The sequence below is a fragment of the Kushneria sp. AK178 genome (assembly GCF_053903105.1).
In genome coordinates, this window is record NZ_CP096381.1 from 2,482,267 (window position 1) to 2,501,870 (window position 19,604).

Annotated in this window: 17 protein-coding genes; 6 read left to right on the forward strand and 11 right to left on the reverse strand. The window is 63.7% G+C overall.

What is annotated here, in order from left to right; genetic code table 11:
- The first annotated feature begins 74 nt into the window (after positions 1 to 74).
- Together asd and M1D97_RS11420 are read left to right on the forward strand one after the other, a co-directional pair.
- Positions 75 to 953 (forward strand): archaetidylserine decarboxylase, encoded by an 879-nt coding sequence (gene asd / locus M1D97_RS11415; RefSeq protein ID WP_456267845.1) that lies wholly within the window; start codon positions 75 to 77, stop codon positions 951 to 953.
- A gap of 109 nt (positions 954 to 1,062) precedes the next feature.
- Positions 1,063 to 1,359 carry a YciI family protein gene (locus M1D97_RS11420; RefSeq protein WP_456267846.1) on the forward strand — a complete coding sequence of 99 codons (297 nt, stop codon included), beginning with the start codon at positions 1,063 to 1,065 and terminating at the stop codon, positions 1,357 to 1,359.
- 94 nt (positions 1,360 to 1,453) lie between these two features.
- Here the strand turns inward: M1D97_RS11420 and epmA are convergent, their stop codons facing one another.
- Positions 1,454 to 2,437, reverse strand: a complete 984-nt coding sequence (gene epmA / locus M1D97_RS11425; protein ID WP_456267847.1) for an EF-P lysine aminoacylase EpmA — start codon at positions 2,435 to 2,437, stop codon at positions 1,454 to 1,456.
- 82 nt (positions 2,438 to 2,519) lie between these two features.
- Positions 2,520 to 3,086: an elongation factor P gene (gene efp, locus M1D97_RS11430; protein WP_456267848.1), complete on the reverse strand. Its 567-nt coding sequence runs from the start codon at positions 3,084 to 3,086 to the stop codon at positions 2,520 to 2,522.
- A 118-nt stretch (positions 3,087 to 3,204) separates the two neighbouring features.
- Here efp and epmB point away from each other — a divergent pair, with 118 nt between their 5' ends.
- A complete protein-coding gene (gene epmB / locus M1D97_RS11435; RefSeq protein ID WP_456267849.1) occupies positions 3,205 to 4,251 on the forward strand; it encodes an EF-P beta-lysylation protein EpmB in 1,047 nt (348 codons plus the stop codon).
- Between the two features lie 14 nt (positions 4,252 to 4,265).
- Here epmB and M1D97_RS11440 read toward each other — a convergent pair whose 3' ends face one another.
- The 3 genes from M1D97_RS11440 to M1D97_RS11450 form a co-directional block, all read right to left on the reverse strand.
- Positions 4,266 to 4,592: a protealysin inhibitor emfourin gene (locus M1D97_RS11440; protein ID WP_456267850.1), complete on the reverse strand. Its 327-nt coding sequence runs from the start codon at positions 4,590 to 4,592 to the stop codon at positions 4,266 to 4,268.
- Complete coding sequence (locus M1D97_RS11445; RefSeq protein ID WP_456267851.1) at positions 4,589 to 5,632, reverse strand: M4 family metallopeptidase; 1,044 nt, start codon at positions 5,630 to 5,632, stop codon at positions 4,589 to 4,591. The genes M1D97_RS11440 and M1D97_RS11445 overlap by 4 nt, the downstream gene beginning before the upstream one ends.
- Before the next feature lie 161 nt (positions 5,633 to 5,793).
- Positions 5,794 to 7,176 carry a lytic murein transglycosylase gene (locus M1D97_RS11450; protein ID WP_456267852.1) on the reverse strand — a complete coding sequence of 461 codons (1,383 nt, stop codon included), beginning with the start codon at positions 7,174 to 7,176 and terminating at the stop codon, positions 5,794 to 5,796.
- A 145-nt stretch (positions 7,177 to 7,321) separates the two neighbouring features.
- On the opposite strand from M1D97_RS11450, the gene M1D97_RS11455 reads away from it, so the two are divergent.
- Positions 7,322 to 7,792: a DUF4385 domain-containing protein gene (locus M1D97_RS11455; protein WP_456267853.1), complete on the forward strand. Its 471-nt coding sequence runs from the start codon at positions 7,322 to 7,324 to the stop codon at positions 7,790 to 7,792.
- Between the two features lie 21 nt (positions 7,793 to 7,813).
- On the opposite strand, the gene M1D97_RS11460 is transcribed toward M1D97_RS11455, so the two are convergent.
- The 6 genes from M1D97_RS11460 to pgi form a co-directional block, all read right to left on the reverse strand.
- Entirely contained in the window at positions 7,814 to 9,544 is a 1,731-nt protein-coding gene (locus M1D97_RS11460) for an HD domain-containing phosphohydrolase (RefSeq protein ID WP_456267854.1), read from the reverse strand.
- Positions 9,545 to 9,633: 89 nt separating this feature from the next.
- Positions 9,634 to 10,860 carry a phosphoserine phosphatase SerB gene (gene serB, locus M1D97_RS11465; protein WP_456267855.1) on the reverse strand — a complete coding sequence of 409 codons (1,227 nt, stop codon included), beginning with the start codon at positions 10,858 to 10,860 and terminating at the stop codon, positions 9,634 to 9,636.
- An 88-nt stretch (positions 10,861 to 10,948) separates the two neighbouring features.
- The gene (gene parC / locus M1D97_RS11470; RefSeq protein ID WP_456267856.1) at positions 10,949 to 13,195 is read right to left on the reverse strand and encodes a DNA topoisomerase IV subunit A; all 2,247 of its coding nucleotides are present in this window, start codon (positions 13,193 to 13,195) and stop codon (positions 10,949 to 10,951) included.
- A gap of 2 nt (positions 13,196 to 13,197) precedes the next feature.
- Positions 13,198 to 15,078: a DNA topoisomerase IV subunit B gene (gene parE, locus M1D97_RS11475; RefSeq protein WP_456267857.1), complete on the reverse strand. Its 1,881-nt coding sequence runs from the start codon at positions 15,076 to 15,078 to the stop codon at positions 13,198 to 13,200.
- Positions 15,079 to 15,214: 136 nt separating this feature from the next.
- A complete protein-coding gene (locus tag M1D97_RS11480; protein ID WP_456267858.1) occupies positions 15,215 to 15,868 on the reverse strand; it encodes a YqiA/YcfP family alpha/beta fold hydrolase in 654 nt (217 codons plus the stop codon).
- A 43-nt stretch (positions 15,869 to 15,911) separates the two neighbouring features.
- On the reverse strand, positions 15,912 to 17,555 hold the full coding sequence (pgi, locus tag M1D97_RS11485; RefSeq protein ID WP_456267859.1) for a glucose-6-phosphate isomerase: 1,644 nt from the start codon (positions 17,553 to 17,555) through the stop codon (positions 15,912 to 15,914).
- Between the two features lie 191 nt (positions 17,556 to 17,746).
- Here pgi and cmoA point away from each other — a divergent pair, with 191 nt between their 5' ends.
- Both cmoA and cmoB read left to right on the forward strand, forming a co-directional pair.
- Positions 17,747 to 18,481, forward strand: coding sequence for a carboxy-S-adenosyl-L-methionine synthase CmoA (gene cmoA, locus M1D97_RS11490; protein WP_456267860.1), 735 nt, complete (start codon positions 17,747 to 17,749; stop codon positions 18,479 to 18,481).
- Between the two features lie 34 nt (positions 18,482 to 18,515).
- Entirely contained in the window at positions 18,516 to 19,499 is a 984-nt protein-coding gene (gene cmoB / locus M1D97_RS11495; RefSeq protein WP_456267861.1) for a tRNA 5-methoxyuridine(34)/uridine 5-oxyacetic acid(34) synthase CmoB, read from the forward strand.
- Positions 19,500 to 19,604 lie beyond the last annotated feature (105 nt).

Below are 19,604 nucleotides of genomic sequence, written 5' to 3' on the forward strand. Positions count from 1 at the left end.
CCGGCGGCACGCTTGAGCCCCCGGCAGGGGTATGACACATTGCCTCCATTCATGACTGCTTCCGGGTGCCCCCTTTGAATCGTGATCGTCTGTTTGCCCTGCTGCAATATCCCCTGCCCCAGCACGCCATCTCCCGACTGGCGGGGCGGTTTGCCGATGCACGCACGCCCTGGATTCGCGATACGTTCATCCAGCGCTTTGCCCATCACTACGACGTTGACATGAGCGAGGCCCTCGATCCGGATCCGAGCAGCTACAAGAGCTTCAACGAGTTCTTTACCCGGCCGCTGCGCCCCGATGCCCGCCCGATCGAATCCGGGATTGTCTCACCGGCCGACGGTGTACTCTCCCAGTTCGGGCGCATCGATTACGGCACGCTCATGCAGGCCAAGGGCCACGCCTACTCGCTGACCGCCCTGCTCGGCGGCGATGACGCTGCCGCGGCCGAGCTGCGCGACGGCAGTTTCGCCACCGTCTATCTCTCCCCGCGGGACTATCACCGTGTGCACATGCCGCTCGAGGGCCGCCTGATCCGCACCATCTACGTGCCCGGCCGGCTCTTTTCGGTCAATCAGGCCACCGCCCGCGAAGTCCCGGGACTTTTTGCCCGCAACGAGCGGCTGGTGTGTCTGTTCGAGACCGAGCTGGGCCCCATGGCGCTGGTACTGGTAGGGGCGATGATTGTCGCCGGCATCGAAACCGTCTGGGCCGGCCAGGTCACGCCGCAGTCCCGCCAGCCGCAGGGCACTGCCTGGAACAACGCTGACATCACACTGGGCAAGGGCGATGAAATGGGCCGCTTTCACCTGGGCTCCTCGGTCGTCATGTGTCTGCCCAGGGCCTATACCTTCAACGACCACCTGACGCCCGGCATGAAGATTCGTCTGGGCCAGCAGCTGGCGCCTGATCCCGATATCCCGGCCGATACGCTTATTCCGGAAGAGCTGGCCTGAGCCGTTACCCCGGCCGACAGGCAACGGTGCCCGGCGTCCTCCAGGCCCACCGGTCACCGTTTTGATCGATTAACCCTGTGACGATTGACCTTCTGACAAGGAGCACGACATGAAGCAGTTCACCCTGGTGGCCCGGGACCATACGGATGAAGGGGCGCTCGAACGCCGCATGGGCTGTCGCGAGGCGCATCTGGACGGTCTGCGCCGGCTCTACCAGCAGGGGCATTTCGTCAGCGGCGGGGTCATGCTGGATGATGACGGCAAAATGATCGGCTCCAACGCCCACTTCCGGTTCGAAAGCCGGGACGCCATGGACGCCTGGCTCGAAACGGAGCCCTACGTGACTGAAAGGGTGTGGGAGCATATCGAGATCCACGAGATCAAGCTCTTCGATCCGAACGCCTGATTCCCCGGCATCGGGCGCCCCGCGGCGTGATGCTCGCGGGGCATGGCGCGCCCTTCGGGATCACTCCCGCCGCCTGCCGGCACTGACAGGTCGATCAGCACCGGCCGGTGGCAAAGGCCATGACGCTGTCGATTTCCTGTCGCCCCAGTGCCAGCATGATCAGACGATCCACGCCCAGCGCCACGCCACAGCTCGGCGGCATGCCGGCCCGCAGCGCCGCAATCAGCCTTTGATCGGCATCCACCGGCGGTTTGCCCAGCGCCAGACGGTTCTGATTGTCCACCTCAAAGCGCGCCTGCTGCTCATCGGCATCGGTCAGCTCGTCAAAGCCGTTGGCAAGCTCGACGCCTTCGAGATAGACCTCGAATCGCGAGGCCACCAGTGCGCCATCCTCATCGGGTCGCCGTCGCGCCAGCGCCGCCTGGGAGGCCGGATAGTCCACTACCACATCAAGACCGTCCCGCCCCAGCCGTGGCTCGATGACCAGCGACATTAAAAGATCGCAGCAGTCATCGCGCGACCATGACGCTGTATCGGCGCCGGCATGACGGGCAGCGCGGTCACGCAGAGCCGCCAGCGCCCCGGGGGTCTCTGCCAGAGGGTCGACCGACAGGTATTCCCTGAACAGCGCCCGGTAGGGGCGCGTGCGCACCGCTGTCAGCGGCGCGCCGAGCACGGTATCGATCAGCGCGGCCACTTCCCGGATCAAATCATCGAGTTCAAAACCGGGCCGATACCACTCCAGCATGGTGAACTCGATATTGTGTCGCCGCCCCGTTTCGCCGTCGCGAAAGACCCGGGAGAGCTGAAAGATGGGGCCGCTGCCGGCCGCCAGCAGGCGCTTCATGTGGTATTCGGGGGAGGTCTGCAGCCAGAACCGCTCGTCTCCGGCTGCCGTACGGGCCTGCAGGGAAAGCGATTCCAGATGCACGTCGCTGCTGCCGGCGTGCCCCAGAACGGGCGTTTCCACCTCGAGCACGTCACGGGTCTCAAAAAAGTCCCGAATGCGGCGCATGAGACCCGCACGCGCGCGCAACACCTCGATGGTGGCGCCGGGACGCCAGTCATCAGCACTCATGGCGGTCATCCATTGATGCAACGGTTACCAGTAAAAACGCCGGGCCATGGGGCCCGGCGTCTGCCGATGGTCGCGAGACGATTTACGCGCGGCCGACGTATTCGCCGTTGCGGGTATCGACCCGGAGCTTTTCGCCCTGGTTGATAAACAGCGGGACGCGCACCGTGGCCCCGGTGGACAGGGTCGCCGGCTTGGAGCCGCCCTGCGCCGTGTCGCCCTTGAGGCCGGGGTCGGTTTCGACCACTTCCAGCTCGATGAAGTTGGGCGGGGTGACCGAGATGGGGTTATCGTTCCAGAGCGTGACGGTGTAGACCACCTGTTCCTTGAGCCATTTTTCCGTATCGCCCACGGCCTTTTTGTCGGCAGCGAACTGCTCGAAGGAGCCATCGGTTCTCATGAAGTGCCACATCTCGCCATCGTTGTAGAGATACTCCATGTCGATCTCGAGCACATCGGCGGCTTCCAGCGATTCACCGGACTTGAAGGTACGCTCCCAGGTACGACCGGTCATCAGATTGCGCAGCTTGACGCGGTTGAAGGCCTGACCCTTGCCGGGCTTGACGAACTCGTTGTCGACGATGTTGCAGGGATCGCCGTCGAGCATCACTTTCAGACCGCCCTTGAATTCGTTGGTAGAATAGCTTGCCATAACGCCTCGTTGTGTTCGCAGTCGCCCGGAGCATCGGGTACTGCTGGGACAGTGAATGACCACAAGGCGCCGGATTCCGGTCCGGCGCATCAGAATGTGTGCGATGATAACGCGAACCATGCAGCCTGTGCAGACTATCTCTTCTTCCACCGCCGACGATGACGGCCCCGCCGGGCAGCGCTGGCAGGCCCAGCTCTCCGGTGCCATTCGCGACCCGAAGGCGCTGCTGGCCGCCGTCGGTCTCGACGAGCGCTGGCTGGCGGGCGCCCGTGACGGCCATCATGCCTTTGAGGTGCGGGTACCGCAGGCCTATCTCTCCCGCATCAGCAAGGGAGATCCCGATGATCCCCTGCTGCGTCAGGTGCTGCCGCTGCAGGATGAAACGCAAACGGTGGCAGGCTATGTGACCGACCCGCTGGAAGAGGCCGACCATACCCCGGCGGCCGGGCTGATTCACAAGTACGCCGCGCGCGTTCTGATGATTACCAGCGGCGCCTGCGCCATCAACTGCCGCTACTGCTTCAGGCGTCACTTTCCCTACGAGGACCACGCCGCCTCCCGCGCGCAGTGGCACCAGACGCTGGACTATCTGCGCGAGGATGACTCGCTGATCGAGGCGATCCTGTCCGGAGGCGATCCGCTGGTCTCCAGCGATACGCGCCTTGCCTGGCTGGTCGGCGAACTTGACGCCATTCCCCACCTCAAGCGACTGCGCCTGCATACCCGCCTGCCGGTGGTGATTCCCGATCGGGTCGATGAGGCCATGCTGGCATGGCTTGCCAGAACGCGGCTGCAAAAGGTGATGGTGCTGCACATCAACCACGCCAACGAGATCGATGACGCCGTGGTGCAGGCCTGTGAAAGGCTCAGGGGCGTGGGCGTGACACTGCTCAACCAGAGCGTGCTGCTGCGCGGCGTCAATGATGATGTGGACGTGCTCGGAGCGCTTTCCGAGCGTCTGTTCGAGGCCGGTATCCTGCCCTACTACCTTCACGTGCTGGACCCGGTGGCGGGGGCGGCACACTTTGATGTACCGGACCAGGAAGCCGAGCAGCTGCACAACCGGCTCAGGGAAACCCTGCCCGGCTTTTTGCTGCCACGCCTGGTGCGCGAGGTCCCGGGCGCCGGGGCCAAGAGTCCGGTTCAGACACGGGGCACGCCCTGACCGGGGGCGTCGCTTCAGGCGCCGGGGCCGCTCTTCCACAGCGTGACCAGCGCCTCCGGGGCCCGATGCTCGGGCACATGCAGATCGATCACATCGCTGTCGTTGCCCGCCGGCATGATAAGAATACGAAAATAGCGCTGATCCCCCTGCCCGGCCTGGTCACCGGGACACTTCAGCTGTTCGGCCTCATCCAGCAGCCTGCAGACCCGCTTGCGCTGCGACAGGGAACAGTCGTGAAAGGCGATCTCACGGGGACGGGCCAGTGCCGGCACATAGGCCACCCCCCCCTCCCGCGCCAGGCGAACGCGAGCGCGCTCGCCCAGTGAGTGTTGATAGCTCACACCCCGACTCCCACGCCCCGCCAGCCGTCACGAACGGCATCACGCACCTCGCTGCCATCAAAAAGACGTTCAGCGTTGTCCAGCGTCAGGCGGGCAAAATCCTCGAATTCGGCATCGTTGCTCAGCCGGTCATCGATGAGCGTGGCGTACCAGACGCGTCCGGCCCGCTCCCAGCTGTAGCCGCCCAGCGCCATGGCGGTCAGATAAAAGGCGCGGTTGGGAATGCCCGAATTGATGTGCACGCCGCCGTTGTCCTCGTTGGTTTCGACGAAATCGCTCATGTGCGCCGGCTGCGGATCGCGGCCCAGCAGCGGGTCATTGTAGGCCGTGCCCGGCTCGGACATGGACCGAAGCCCCGTGCCATTGATGCCGGGTGCCAGCAGATCGCGACCGATGGACCAGTCGGCCTCTTCCACCGTCTGATTGGCATCGTACTGGGCCACCATGACGCCGAAGACATCCGAGATGGACTCGTTCAGGGCCCCCGACTGGTTGTAGTACACCAGTCCGGCCTCACGTTCGGTGATGCCATGCGTCAGCTCATGGGCCACTACATCGAGGGCGCGGGTAAAGGAGAGAAAGATCTCGCCATCGCCGTCGCCAAAGACCATCTGATAGCCGTTCCAGAAGGCGTTCTGGTACTCCTCGCCGTAATGCACCGTGCCCAGCAGCGCCCCGCCTTCATCATCGATGGCATTGCGCTCGAGCACTTCCCAGAAAAAGCGATAGGTGGCGCCCAGATCCTGGTAGGCTTCATCCACGGCCTCGTCGCCGGTCTCGGGCTGCCCTTCGCGTCGGACCTGAGTCCCCGGCAGTTCCATGGTATTGCCGGCATCGAAGATATAGCGCAGCGGCTGCCCTTCTTCACCCCGGCGGGCATCGGTCGGGGCCGTATGGCGCTCGGTGCGGGCTCTGAAGCGCGAATCCAGCGTGAGGGTATTCAACGCGCAACGGCGATGGCGGTCGTTACCGTTTTCAATCAGATGATTGAGAAGATGCGGAGGGATGACCCCGTAAGGGTTGTTGCGCGTCGCCTTCATGATGATTCTCCGGCTGTGCGTGGCGACGACAGCAAAGCGCTGTCGAACGGCCAGTGCTTATAAGTGATTCCCTTCATTCATCAGCCTAGTCGATGATGAACAGGAGAGACTTTCATGTGTGATGAACCGCCACATCGACTTTTGTCTAACCTGCCCGCCCCCTAGGGTTGACGCAGTGCCTCCAGTACGCTGCTGCTGGAAAAGCCATCCGGCGTTCTGCCGACACTGCGCTGCCATGCCCGCAGCCCTTCCCGGGTATTGGGGCCCATGATGCCGTCCGGTGTTCCGGTGCCGAATCCCTTCTGGTTCAAAAGGGTTTGCAGCTCCCTGGTCTGCGAGCGCGTCAATGGTCTGACATCACGCGGCCAGTCGGCCTGTACGCCAGGGCCACCGTCGATGCGCTGCGACAACAGCGCCACGGCCAGGGCGTAGCTGGTGGCGTTGTTGTAGCGCATGATGACGCGAAAGTTGGGGCCGACCAGAAAGGCGGGCCCCCGGGCGCCGGCGGGTGCAATGATCGAGGCCTGATCGAAATCCGGCAGCGATTGCCCTTGCACGGCGCGAACCCCTTGCGTGCGCCAGGCGTTCGTGGACTGACGCGTGGAGAGCTCGGTGCGGCTGTAGTCGAAATCCTCCGGCAGGGTCACTTCAACGCCCCAGGGCTGACCGCGCTGCCAGCCGTTTTTGGCCAGATAGTTGGCGGTGGAGGCCATGACGTCGGGAATGCTGCCCCAGATATCGCGCTTGCCGTCATCATCGCCATCCACGGCATAGGCCAGAAAGCTGGTGGGGAGAAACTGGGTGTGACCCATCGCGCCGGCCCAGGAGCCCAGCATGTGCTCGCGGTCGATATCGCCTTTTTGAATGATGCGCAGGGCCGCGATCAGCTGCTCCCGGGCAAAGGCGTGGCGACGCCCTTCATAGCCCAGTGTGGCGAAGGCATCGATGGTCGGGAAGCTGCCGAAATTGCTGCCGTAGTTGCTCTCGATGCCCCAGATGGCCGTGATGACCGAGCCCGGCACACCGTAGCGCGACTGCATCCGGTCGGCGGTACCGCGATGCTCGGCCAGCTTCTGCCGGCCGTTGTCGACCCGGCTCGAGGAGACCGCACTGTCCAGGTACTCCCAGATGGCCCGGGTAAACTCCGGCTGCGAGCGGTCGAGCTCGATAATGCGCGGCTGATAGCGCACCTCTGCCAGCGCCTCGTCCAGCGTGATCGATGTAATGCCTTCAGCACGCGCCTTCTGGCGAAACTCGCTGACCCACTGCTCAAAGGATTCACGCTCGGCAGGCGTTTGCGCCTCGTTTTGCGTCGAGGCGGCCCCGTCGTTCGATTCGGCCTGCTGCGCTTTTGTCTTTTCTGCAGCTTCTTCCGATGAACCGGAGGCTCCCGAGGCTCCCTGCGACGATGGCGCGGCACCGGCCTGGCAGCCCTGCATGGCGCCGCTGCCCAGCAGCAGTGCCAGTATCAGCATGCGGGCCCGCGTCATGGATACACCGGCGTTGCGGTGTGACACCCCTTTTCTCTGAAATCGTAATGGCATTGCCGCTTTCCTGTCCGTTGAGCTGGACTATCATGGCTGATAACGCATGCCATTGACCACTTTCAAATCAGTGGGATGGATGGTCATTTCAGCATGAATTCATGAAAGCACGGCAGAGCGACATGATGGACCACGGGAGAACGACATGAGCACCTCGAAGGACGCCCTGACCGGCCAGCCGCAGCAGGATGATGGTGACAAGCCGGACTGTCGCAAGCACCCGGAGCATTACCGCGTCGGCCGCGGCGAACAGGGCGTGTTGACCGTTGAGCCCTACAAGGGCGAGCTGCTGCCCCACTGGCGCTTCAAGACGCCGGATGACGCTCGCGCGTCATCGCAAAAGCTGCTGGAAATGTTTGAAGATTATCGCGCCCGTGATGATTTTGTCGGCATGGACATGGCGCGCAAGTTCATCCAGATGGGCCACACCCGCGCCCGGCGCTATGCCAACTACCCCGGCGGGCGCAAATACGATGAAAACGGCGAGGTTCGCGAGCGCGACATCGACGAGGAAAAGGCCGAATCGGCGGCCATTTTCGAGAAGGTCTGGAAACAGGTTCGCGAAGACAGGGACTATCTGAAACGCAAGAAGGCCCATCAGCGCGCCCACGGCTGACGGACCTTCAACGCGACAGGCTCACCAGGGGGTCATGGCATTGTCATGGCGCCCGACACATCCCTCGAGCGTGCCCAGCTGTACCATATCGGTACCTTCAAGCACCTGATTCATGCTCCGGTCACGGGTCAGCTCATACACGACCCGGACCCGCGACGGCTGCCCTTTGGCATCAAGGCGCATCACCCAGGCATGGAATCCGCTTGAAAACGCTACCAGCGAACCGATCGGCGTAAAACCGTAGCGCTTGACGTAGCGATTGATACAGGCGGCATCCAGGCGGGCACCGGCGTTGAAGATGTGACGATAGATGTCCAGCGCCAGCCAGGCCGGGCGGTCACTGCGGGGTCGACTCATGGCATCGACGACGTCCACGATGGCGGCCATGCGCGCCAGTCGGCTCAGCGAGTGACCGTTCAGCCCGCGGGGATAGCCGCTGCCGTCAAGGCGCTCGTTGATGCTCAGCAGCACGTCACGGCGCAGATCGGCGGCGAGCCCGTCACGCTCGATGCGAAAGCGCAGAAGCTCCACGTGGGCGTGCAGGTGCGACAGCATCGCCGTCTCCATGACCCCCTGATGCAGCCGCACCTCCTCGGGCAGCAGTATCTTGCCAAAGTCGTGCACCAGCGCACAGGCCATCATCTGTACGACCTGCTCCGTGGTACGGTCACCGCTTTCCAGATCGGCCAGCCGTACGGCCACGACCATACCGTGACACACCAGTGGCGTGGCGTGGTGCTCGACGCAGGCCAGCGCATAGAAAAGCGCCTGGCGATCCTCCTGCAACAGCGACAGCAGCCGACGTGCCTGCTCACACAGCACCGCCGTTTCCAGACTCAGCCCGGCCTGCAGATTGATCAGCTGAACGCCCAGAGCGCGAGCAATATTTTTGACGTTATCGAACAGGGGCAGTACTGCCAGGGCTTCTTCCTGAGGGGTGGCCACGGCCGCCATCTCAAGGGCAGCACTGCCTTCGTTAAAAAGCCGCGACGGTGCCACCTCACGCTCGGCGGACGCCTCCAGGCGGGCGGCTTCCCGCTCGATCTCGCGCACGTAGAACCAGACCTGGCGCTCGAAATCCGCCTGACTGGCGTCGAAGACCACGCCGACCAGCACATCGTCACTGTTGTCGCTGCAGCGCATGTGACGCACGCAGCCACTGGCATCAAAGGCTTCCGAACTGGGAAAGACCGCGCGCAGCCGATACAGCGGCATGCCGATCTGAAAATGGATGGCGTCGTTGACCGATACCGCGATCAGACAGCCGCCGATGGAGAGATCCACCAGTCGTCCCTCGACCTCGCTGCCGCCGCGCTGCGCGGTCATCAGCATGTTGACCTTCATGCCGCGTTCGAGCGTGGCCCGGAACAGATGGCGCTGACGGGTCAGCTTGAGCGACACGGGCAGCGCCGCGCGAATATCGAGCCGGTCTGCCTGGCTGCTGACCTTGAGCGGACGCATCACGGGACTGGTCATCGACATCGAGGTGTACTGGATGTCCAGATAGAACGGCAGACGCTGCGCCAGCAGCGTATCGAGATCCTCGAGGTAGCTGGCCCTGAGCACACACTGATGCAGGTCGCGGTCCAGCAGGGCCAGCGTGACGGGATAGTGAACATCGAGCCCTTCAAAACGGATCGACAGCCGGGCATCGCTGCCGGTCAGGTCGGCGAAGGTCTCGACGATTTGATCCGGCGCCCCGATATCCAGGTGGCGCGCCTTGCTTGCATTGAGATTGGAATCCGGAAACATGAGATTGTCCACCGAGCAGGCCTGAGTACCTAAATGCTCCAGATATCGGCATGTTACCGTCTTTCTTGAACGACGCCCCTGCCGCGCGGTCAATCCTGCTGCAGCGAATGCTCGTCGTGGCCCAGTAGATACAGGAGGGCATCCAGCCCCTGCGTCGACAGCGAGATGCGTGCCTTTTCGCGCACCAGCGGCTTGGCATGAAAAGCGATGCCCATCCCGGCAGTGGCCAGCATTTTCAGATCGTTGGCGCCATCGCCCACGGCCACGGTCTGCTCGGGGGCGATGCCGTGGCGTTCGGCCATTTCCCTTAACAGCACGGCCTTGCGCTCGGCGTCCACGATCGGCAGCTGCACCTCACCGGTGACCACGCCGGCATCATCGATGATCAGCTCATTGGCGTGAATTTCGTCAAAGCCGAGACGCGCTTGCAGATAGCGGGCAAAGTAGGTGAAGCCACCCGACAGGATGGCCGTGCGATAGCCCAGCCGCTTGAGCTGCGTCATCAGCCGCTCCAGCCCGTCCATCAGCTCCAGCCCCTCGGCGATTTCCGCGAGCACCGACTCATCGAGCCCGTTGAGCATGGCCATGCGCTCGCGAAAGCTCTGCTGAAAATCGATTTCGCCGCGCATCGCCCGTTCGGTAATCGCGGCGACCGCGTCAAAGACGCCGTGACGGCGCGCCAGCTCGTCGATGACCTCGGCCTTGATCAGGGTCGAATCCATGTCGAAGCAGACCAGACGGCGCTGATGGCGCCAGCGGCTCTCTTCCTGCAGGGCGATATCGATGCCCTGCTCGGTGGCCAGCGCCAGCAGTGCCTGACGCAGCGCCCCGGCATCCACCGATTCCCCGCGCAGGTGATATTCCAGACAGACACCGTTGGCAGGCGCCGCCTCGCTCGATGCGCCAGGGCCGGACAGGCGCCTGATCCGCTCGACCACAAGGCCCCGGTGAGCCGTCAGCGCATCGACCTGCGCCAGCAGCATCGGTGACAGCTGATCGGCCATGAGCGTCATGATCAGGGCCGGGGAATGTTCCAGCGTCTGCCAGCGCTCATGGGCTGACGGGTCGATCTCGTGAAGGGTCAGCGCAAGCCCTGTTTCGGCCTCGACCGGTGGCCAGGCAGTCTCAAGGCGCGGTGCCAGTGTCGATACGCTGTCATCATGGGTTACCAGCGCCTCGATCACCGTCTGCCCCAGCGTGACCCGCTGATCGATGTCCAGCAGCCGAACACCGCTGTCATCCAGCATCCGGCCGATACTCGCCAGCTGGCCCGGCCCAGCCTGACCGGTTGCCCGTACCAGCAGCCTTTGCGTCATGTTGTTCTCTCACACATCCTGGAAAAAACCCAGGGCCGGGAGTGCCCCACCGGCCCTGCGAACAGCCTCCGACCGGCCACGTGACCGACTATTCGACGGCCAGCCGGTCCACCTTCTGAAAGCCCTGCGGCAGCTTCACGCCGCGCTTGCCGGCACTGCCCACATACTTGGCAAGCTCTTCGCCGACCAGACGCTTCTTGCGCTTGCCGGCGTGCACCACCAGCGCCTGATCGGCGTCCAGCACGAGCCAGTCGCGCACGAACTCCTCGCGATTGGCGGCGCGTGTGCCGGTGATATCCATCATGCGCGCGCCCTTGCCCTTGCTCATCGCCGGCAGCTCAGCGGCGTCGAACACCAGCAGGCGCCCCTCATTGGAGACCACGGCCACCCGTTGCGCTTGCTTCGAGAGCACCAGCGGCATCAGCACATCGCAGCCCTTCGGGATGCTGACCACCGCCTTGCCGGACTTGCTGCGTCCGGTCATCTCCTCGAGCGCAATGCTGAAGGCGTAACCGCCATCGCTGCCCAGCAGATAGCGCTGATCGGGGGCGCCGATCATGGCGGCCCGGAGCTTCGAGCCGGCGGCCAGATTGACCCGGCCCGAGACCGGCTCGCCCTGCCCGCGGGCCGAGGGCAGCTGATGGGCGGCGAGCGTATAGGCGCGCCCGCTGTCCTCCAGCAGCACCAGCGGCTGATTGGTCTTGCCGTGGGCGGAGAAGGCGTAGCTGTCGCCGGATTTATAGGAGAGACTCTTCGGATCGATGTCGTGCCCCTTGGCCGCCCGGATCCAGCCTTTTTCGGAGACCACCACGGTGATCGGGTCGGCACCGAGCAGGTCGACCTCGGAGAGCGCCCGCGCCTCCTGGCGCTCGACCAGCGTGCTGCGGCGCTCATCGCCGTAGGCTTTTGAATCGGCTTTCAGTTCACGCTCGATCAGCTTCGTCATTTCCCGTTCGCTGCCCAGAAGCTTCTCGAGCTGCTGGCGCTCACGCTCCAGCTCATCGCGCTCGCTTTTGAGCTTCATCTCCTCGAGCTTTGCCAGATGGCGCAGACGCAGCTCCAGAATGGCATCGGCCTGGCGGTCGCTGAGGCCGAAATGGGCGATCAGGGCCGGTTTGGGTTCGTCCTCCTCGCGGATGATGCGGATCACCTCATCGATGTCGAGATAGGCGATCAGCAGGCCTTCGAGAATGTGAAGGCGATCCTCGACCTTGCCCAGCCGGTGCTCCAGCCGCCGGCGCACGGTATTGCGACGATACGTCAGCCACTCATCGAGCAGATGATCCAGCGACATGACCTGCGGGCGGCCGTCCAGCCCGATCAGGTTCATGTTGACGCGCGAGCTCTTTTCCAGGTCGGTAGTGGCGAAGAGATGGTCCATCAGCGCTTCGACATCGACGCGATTGGAGCGCGGCACGATTACCAGCCGCGTGGGCTCCTCATGGGTGGACTCGTCACGCAGATCCGCCACCATCGGCAGCTTCTTGGCCTGCATCTGGGCGGCCATCTGCTCCAGCACGCGCGCGCCGCTGACCTGCCAGGGCAGCGCGTTGATGATGATGTCGTTGTCTTCCCGGGTATAGCGCGCGCGCATTTTCACCGACCCGCGACCGGTGCTGTAGATTTTTCGCAGGTCGGCTTGTGGTGTGATGATTTCGGGCGCCGTGGGGAAGTCCGGCCCCGGCAGCCGCTCGCAGAGCGCTTCCACGCTGCAGTCGGGATGGCGCAGCCGGTGAATGGTGGCCTCGACCACTTCACGCACGTTGTGCGGCGGAATGTCGGTGGCCATGCCGACCGCGATGCCGGAACCGCCGTTGAGCAGCACGTGCGGCAGCCTCGAGGGCAGCACCGCCGGCTCGTTCATGGTGCCATCGAAGTTGGGCACCCAGTCCACGGTGCCCTGCCCCAGCTCGGCCAGCAGCACTTCGGAAAAGCGCGTCAGGCGGGATTCGGTGTAACGCATGGCGGCGAACGACTTGGGGTCATCGGGACTGCCCCAGTTGCCCTGGCCGTCCACCAGCGGGTAGCGATAGCTGAAGGACTGCGCCATCAGCACCATCGCTTCATAGCAGGCGCTGTCCCCGTGGGGGTGGAACTTGCCCAGCACGTCGCCGACGGTACGTGCCGACTTCTTGTACTTGGCGCTGGCCGTCAGCGACAGCTCGCGCATGGCGTAGACAATGCGGCGCTGCACCGGCTTCATGCCATCGCCGATATTGGGCAGCGCGCGATCAAGAATGACGTACATCGAGTAGTCGAGGTACGCCTTTTCGGTATAGCTTCGAAGCGCCAGGCGCTCGACGTCCCCTTCGCGGACGTGAATATCCATGGTCATCTTTAGACTTCCACCTCAGCCATGTTGCCGTAACGCTCCAGCCAGCCGCGACGGTCACCGGCACGTTTCTTGGCCAGCAGCATATCCATGAGTTCCATCGTGTCGTCACCGGCCTCCCGCGTGAGCTGCACCAGTCGGCGCGTGTCCGGCGCCATGGTGGTCTCGCGAAGCTGTACCGGGCTCATTTCGCCGAGTCCCTTGAAGCGCTGCACGCCCGGCGTACCACGACGGCCGGCGAGTTTCTTGAGAATGGCGGCCTTTTCGCTCTCGTCCAGGGCATAAAACACCTCCTTGCCCAGATCGATGCGATACAGCGGCGGCATGGCGACAAACACATGGCCGGCATCGACCAGCGACGGAAAGTGGCGCACGAACAGCGCGCACAACAGCGTGGCGATGTGCAGCCCGTCGGAATCGGCATCGGCCAGAATGCAGATCTTGTGATAGCGCAGGCGCTCGAGATTGTCGCTGCCCGGGTCCATTCCCAGCGCCACGGCGATATCGTGAATCTCCTGCGAGCCCAGCACCTCCTGCGGGTCCACCTCCCAGGTGTTCATGATCTTGCCCTTGAGCGGCAGGATCGCCTGGGTCTCGCGGTTGCGGGCCTGCTTGGCGCTGCCGCCGGCCGAGTCGCCCTCGACCAGAAAGAGCTCGCCGACGCTCGGGTCCTGGCTGGAGCAGTCCGCCAGCTTGCCGGGCAGGGCCGGCCCCTGGGTGACCTTCTTGCGCGCGACCTTTTTCGAGGAGCGCTGACGGCGCTGGGCGGCGCTGATCACCAGCTCGGCAAGCTGCTCGGCCTGGGCGGTGTGCTCGTTGAGCCACAGCGAGAAGGCATCCTTGACCACCGCCGAAACGAAGCCTGCCACGGCGCGCGAGGAGAGGCGCTCCTTGGTCTGGCCGGCAAACTGCGGCTCGAACATCTTGATCGACAGCACAAACGCCACCCGCTCCCAGAGGTCCTCCCCCGAGAGCTTGACGTTACGCGGCAGCAGGCTGCGGTAGTCGCAGAACTCGCGCAGCGCCTCCAGCAGGCCGGTGCGAAAGCCGTTGACGTGGGTGCCGCCCAGGGTGGTGGGGATCAGATTGACGTAGGACTCGACCAGCGCCTCGCCGCCTTCGGGCAGCCACTGGATCGCCCAGTCGACGCTGTGCTCGTCATCCTCGAAGCTGCCGACAAAGGGCGTGGCCGGCAGCGGCTCAAACCCGTCGGTGGACTGGGCCAGATAGTCGCGCAGGCCGTCCTCGTAGCGCCAGGTGCTGACATTGCCGTTGCTTTCGGTCAGCACGACCTCAAGCCCCGGGCAGAGCACGGCCTTGGCCCGCAGCAGATGGGAAAGACGCGCCACCGACACCGTGGCGCTGTCAAAATAGGCCGCTTCCGGCCAGAAGCGCACCGTAGTGCCGGTCAACTTTTTGGGGCAGTCGCCGATGACGGCCAGCTCTTCGATCTTCTCACCAAAGGCAAAGGCCGTACGGTAGCGCTTGCCGTCCTTGCACACCTCGACCTCGAGGCGCTCGGAGAGCGCGTTGACCACCGACACCCCGACGCCGTGCAACCCGCCGGAGAAGCGGTAGCTGGACTGGGAGAACTTGCCCCCGGCATGCAGGCGGGTCAGGATCAGCTCGATCCCGGAGACCCCGTGCTCGGGGTGGATATCAATGGGCATGCCGCGGCCATCATCGATGACCTCGATGGCGCCGTCATCGCGCAGATTGACGGCAATTCTGCGGGCGTGACCGGCCAGCGCCTCATCGACGCTATTGTCCACCACCTCCTGAACGAGATGGTTGGGGCGGGTCGTATCGGTATACATACCGGGGCGCTTGCGCACCGGCTCAAGGCCGGAAAGCACCTCGATGGAACTGGCACTGTACTGGGTCATACGTGAAATCGCGTCAGAAATGAACGAGAAGCGCTCATCGTCAAGCGCCGAAGGGGCTCTCTGGAACAATCAGCGCTGTCGCAACGAACCGGACAGGTCGTCCGGCCCGTGATGTCAGCGTTGCCGGGCCGTGATGTCAGCGTTGCCGGGCCGTTGGCGCGACATCCCGGGGCTCGGGGCTGAAATCTTCCGGCAGCGTCAGGCCGCCATGGGCCAGCACTGTCGACAAAAGCTCAGGATACCGGCTCAGGCCGTGATCATCACCTTCATTGATCACGAATCGGCTGCCTTCCAGCATTTCAAGTGCCTGACGGTAGTCGAGGATTTCATCCTCGCTGCCCAGCAGCACCAGAAAACGGTCGGTATTGACCACCTCGGCCTGCTGCTCGCGCAGAGCCGTGGCATAGCTCTCGTCGATCACGAACGTCTCACCGGTCTCGACATGCTCGATCTCGGCGCCCATGCGTTCCTGCGCGATACGCAGCGGATCGACGGCCGGATTGATCAGCACTACCCGTTCGACGTCATGGGTACGGGCAAGCCCCATGGCGAGAAACCCGCCCATGGAACTGCCGATCACCATGGTGCGCCCGGTCAGCGAGCTCATGACCTCCTGAGCCGTCTGCCAGGCAGGCCCGGGATGGTGTGACAGGGCCGGGGCGATAAAGCGCGGCTGCGGTCGGGCCTGCTCGCAGGCCCGACGCGTCAGCTCGGCCTTGGCCGAACCGGGATGGCTGTTAAAACCGTGCAGATAGAGCACGTTGTCAACGGCATTGGCGTGATCATTCATGACATCAGCATAACGCAATTACTGTATAAATAAACAGCCGTTTTTAAGCGCCGCCACGCTGGCCCAACACGGTCTCGATCAGATGACGGCTCGAGTCATCCAGCTTGTCGGCGCCATGGCCGCTTTCAAGAATATCGGCCGTTTCATTGGCAATCTTCTTGCCCAGCTCCACGCCCCACTGATCGAACGAATCGATATCCCAGATGGCGCCCTGCACATAGACCTTGTGCTCGTAGAGCGCGACCAGCGCACCCAGCGACTCGGGCGAGAGCGTATCGAACAGGATGGTGGATGACGGCTGGTTACCGGCATAGCGCTTGTGTGCCGGCGGCGTCTCGGAGCTGTCGATGGCGTCATCACCCAGCATCAGCACCCGCGACTGGGCAAAGCAGTTGGCCAGTGACAGGCGGTGCTGGCGCTCGAGGCTGTCGCGCACCGAGGCGCTTTTGACGTGGTCATAGCGCTTGATGGGCGCAATGAAATCACAGGCCACCGACCGCGTGCCCTGGTGGAGCAGCTGATAGAAGGCGTGCTGGCCGTTGGGACCGATTTCGCCCCACAGGATCGGGCAGGTGTTGTAATCGACCTTCTCGCCGTCGTTGGTCGACGACTTGCCGTTGGACTCCATCTCGAGCTGCTGGAGATAGCCCGGCAGATGCTTGAGGCGACCGTCATAGGGCAGCACCGCCAGCGACTCGATATCCAGGAAGTTGGTGTTCCAGATGCCCAGCAGACCGAACAGCACCGGCAGGTTGTCTTCCAGCGGTGCCGAGGCAAAGTGCTCGTCCATGGCGTGGCCACCGGCGAGCAGACGACGGAAGTTGTCCATGCCCAGACGAATGGCGATGGGCAGACCGATGGCGCTCCAGAAGGAGTAGCGACCGCCGACCCAGTCCCAGAACAGCAGCTGGTGATCCGGCGCGATGCCCCACTCGGTCATCTTCTCGGGTTTGGTGGACACCCCGATGAAGTGATGGCGCTTGATGCGCTCGATGTCGCTGCCGGTCTGCTCGGCCAGCCAGGCCAGCGCCGTATCGGCGTTGGCCGAGGTATCGATGGTGCCAAACGACTTGGAGGAGTAGATGAACAGCGTCTCGTCGGCATCCAGCGTCGGCAGCATTTCGGCCAGCTGGGAGCCGTCGATGGTCGAGGCAAAATAAACGTCCAGCGCGTTCGGCGACACGAAGGCGTCTTCCAGCGCCTTGACCACCATCAGCGGCCCCAGATCGGAGCCGCCCACGCCCAGATTGATGACCTGCTTGATGGCCCGACCGTTGGCACCGCGCCACTGGCCGGCCTGAAGCTTTTCGACCATCTGCTGCATGCGATCAAGACTGTCATGCACGCCGGCCTGGACGTCCTCGCCCTCGACGTGAAACTCGCCGCCCTGCGGCAGACGCAATGCCGTATGCAGGGCCGGGCGATCTTCTGTCAGGTTGACGCGACGACCCGACAGCAAACGCTCGATGGCCTCTTCGACCTTCGCTTCACGGGCCAGGTCCAGCAGATGATCCAGCGTTTCTCGTTGAATGCGCTGCTTGGAAAAATCCAGCGTCAGCCCGGCGGCCCGGCGAGAGAAGGCATCAAAGCGCCCGTTTTGCTCAAAAAGGGTCGTGAGATGCACATCGCGCATCGTGTCGCGATGACTTTCCAGCGCCTTCCACGCCTTGTTGTGACGAATCGACATCCTGGCTCTTCCTCCGTGATGGGTGCAGCTTTAGCGCTCAAAGCGTAACATGGTCGGCCATGAAGACCGCCCTGTTCGATGTTCATTCATTCTGGCAGATGGCGTGTCCGGCACACAGCGGGTCCCTATCAGACCACTGTCTGCATGACCGAACAACCTCCTTCAGAGCCTGACAGATCGTGGGTACCCCGATGACCGACGCCTCCCGACGCGACGCCCTTTTTTCGACACCGCTGGATCAGGTCGCCGATTTCTCGTTCGACGAGCGTGTGGTGGACTGCTTTCCCGACATGATTCGTCGCTCGGTGCCGGGCTATGCCCAGATTACCAGCATGGCTGGTGTGATTGCGGCGCGCCACCTGCGCCCCGGTGCGCATGTGCTGGATCTGGGCTGCTCGCTGGGCGCCTCGACCCTCTCCCTCTGCCAGCGCCTTGCCCCGGAGGCCTTCACCCTGGAGGCCATCGACCTCTCCCAACCCATGGTGGACAAGGCCCGCGACCTGCTGACGCAGCAGGCGAGCGAGCACCGCATCACCCTGCGTCAGGGCGATATTCGCGACTGCCCGTTGCCGCCTGCCGGCATGATCATGGTCAATTTTACGTTACAGTTTCTTGACCCCGGCGAGCGTGATGCCGTGATGGCCCGGCTTTATGAGGCACTCGAGCCCGGTGGCGTGCTGCTGCTGTCGGAGAAAATCCTGGGGGAACCGGGTCAGGAGCAGCTGCTGATTGATCTGCATCACGACTTCAAGCGCGCCAACGGCTACTCGGAGCTCGAGATCAGCCAGAAGCGTACGGCGCTGGAGGAGGTCATGATTCCGGACCGCCTCTCCACTCATCACGAGCGCCTGGCCCGCACCGGCTTTTCGCGCCATGACACCTGGTTCCAGTATCTCAACTTCGCCTCGATGCTGGCCTTTAAATAACCTCTCTTCACGCTTTCACAACGCCGGACCCTGCATGTCGATCGATCCCCGTCACCTTCCCCTCTATCACGCCTTTGTCGAACAGGGGCTGGAGAGCTGGCTCGCCCGCCTGCCCGAGCAGCTTGCCCGCGGTCTGGACCGCCAGCGCTTTGGCGATTTGCCCGCCTGGGAGCGGGCCGTCGGGCGCCTGCCCCGGCTCGAGCGCCGGGCCGTGCATCTCGACGAGGACACGGTCAGCGTGGACGTGGTGATGGATGATGCCGGCCGTCGCCAGTGCGACAACCTCTTGAAGATTCTCTCCCCCTGGCGCAAGGGACCGTATCGCATCGGCGACGTTACCATCGATACCGAATGGCGTTCGGACTGGAAGTGGCAGCGACTGGCGCCGCATCTGAGTGATCTCACGGGGCGACGCGTGCTCGATGTGGGCGGCGGCAACGGCTATCACGGCTGGCGCATGGCGGGCGCCGGTGCCGATTTCGTGCTGGTGATCGACCCCTCGCCGCGCTTTTACTGGCAGTTTCACGCCATGCGCCATTTCATCGGTGACACCGGCGCCGGCGTGCACTTTCTGCCGGTGGGCATCGAAGAGGTGCCACCGGGCCTGGCCGCCTTTGATACGGTCTTCTCCATGGGCGTGCTCTATCACCGTCGCTCGCCCATCGATCATCTGCGCGAGCTGTATGACACGCTGCGCCCCGGCGGCGAGCTGGTACTGGAGACCCTGGTGGTGGAAGGCGACGAACATCAGGTGCTCATGCCGGGCGAGCGCTACGCGCAGATGCCCAACGTCTGGTTTCTGCCCTCCTCGAAGGCCCTCATGCACTGGCTGTCGCGGGTCGGCTTTGACAGGGCGCGCGTGGTCGATGAGGCCGACACCACGCTCGATGAACAGCGCGCCACCGAGTGGATGACCTTCCAGTCGCTGAGCGATTTTCTCGACCCGAATGACCCGAGCCGCACGATCGAGGGCCATCCGGCGCCCCGGCGCGCGGTGGTCATCGCCCGAAAGCCCTGACCGAAGACCTCCCGGGCCCGACGTGATGCCCTCTGGCGCCCACCGGCGGTGGGCATTGCCGGCTTTCTGGCCTTGCAGCATGGATGTAAATGGTTATCATTAACA

Bases quoted from the DNA above. Each gene is read 5' to 3' on its own strand.
- M1D97_RS11420 (WP_456267846.1), top strand. From the start codon at position 1,063: ATGAAGCAGTTCACCCTGGTGGCCCGGGACCATACGGATGAAGGGGCG.
- epmA (WP_456267847.1), bottom strand. From the start codon at position 2,437: ATGAGTGCTGATGACTGGCGTCCCGGCGCCACCATCGAGGTGTTGCGC.
- efp (WP_456267848.1), bottom strand. From the start codon at position 3,086: ATGGCAAGCTATTCTACCAACGAATTCAAGGGCGGTCTGAAAGTGATG.
- epmB (WP_456267849.1), top strand. From the start codon at position 3,205: ATGCAGCCTGTGCAGACTATCTCTTCTTCCACCGCCGACGATGACGGC.
- M1D97_RS11445 (WP_456267851.1), bottom strand. From the start codon at position 5,632: ATGAAGGCGACGCGCAACAACCCTTACGGGGTCATCCCTCCGCATCTT.
- M1D97_RS11450 (WP_456267852.1), bottom strand. From the start codon at position 7,176: ATGCCATTACGATTTCAGAGAAAAGGGGTGTCACACCGCAACGCCGGT.
- M1D97_RS11455 (WP_456267853.1), top strand. From the start codon at position 7,322: ATGAGCACCTCGAAGGACGCCCTGACCGGCCAGCCGCAGCAGGATGAT.
- M1D97_RS11460 (WP_456267854.1), bottom strand. From the start codon at position 9,544: ATGTTTCCGGATTCCAATCTCAATGCAAGCAAGGCGCGCCACCTGGAT.
- serB (WP_456267855.1), bottom strand. From the start codon at position 10,860: ATGACGCAAAGGCTGCTGGTACGGGCAACCGGTCAGGCTGGGCCGGGC.
- parC (WP_456267856.1), bottom strand. From the start codon at position 13,195: ATGACCATGGATATTCACGTCCGCGAAGGGGACGTCGAGCGCCTGGCG.
- parE (WP_456267857.1), bottom strand. From the start codon at position 15,078: ATGACCCAGTACAGTGCCAGTTCCATCGAGGTGCTTTCCGGCCTTGAG.
- M1D97_RS11480 (WP_456267858.1), bottom strand. From the start codon at position 15,868: ATGAATGATCACGCCAATGCCGTTGACAACGTGCTCTATCTGCACGGT.
- pgi (WP_456267859.1), bottom strand. From the start codon at position 17,555: ATGTCGATTCGTCACAACAAGGCGTGGAAGGCGCTGGAAAGTCATCGC.
- cmoA (WP_456267860.1), top strand. From the start codon at position 17,747: ATGACCGACGCCTCCCGACGCGACGCCCTTTTTTCGACACCGCTGGAT.
- cmoB (WP_456267861.1), top strand. From the start codon at position 18,516: ATGTCGATCGATCCCCGTCACCTTCCCCTCTATCACGCCTTTGTCGAA.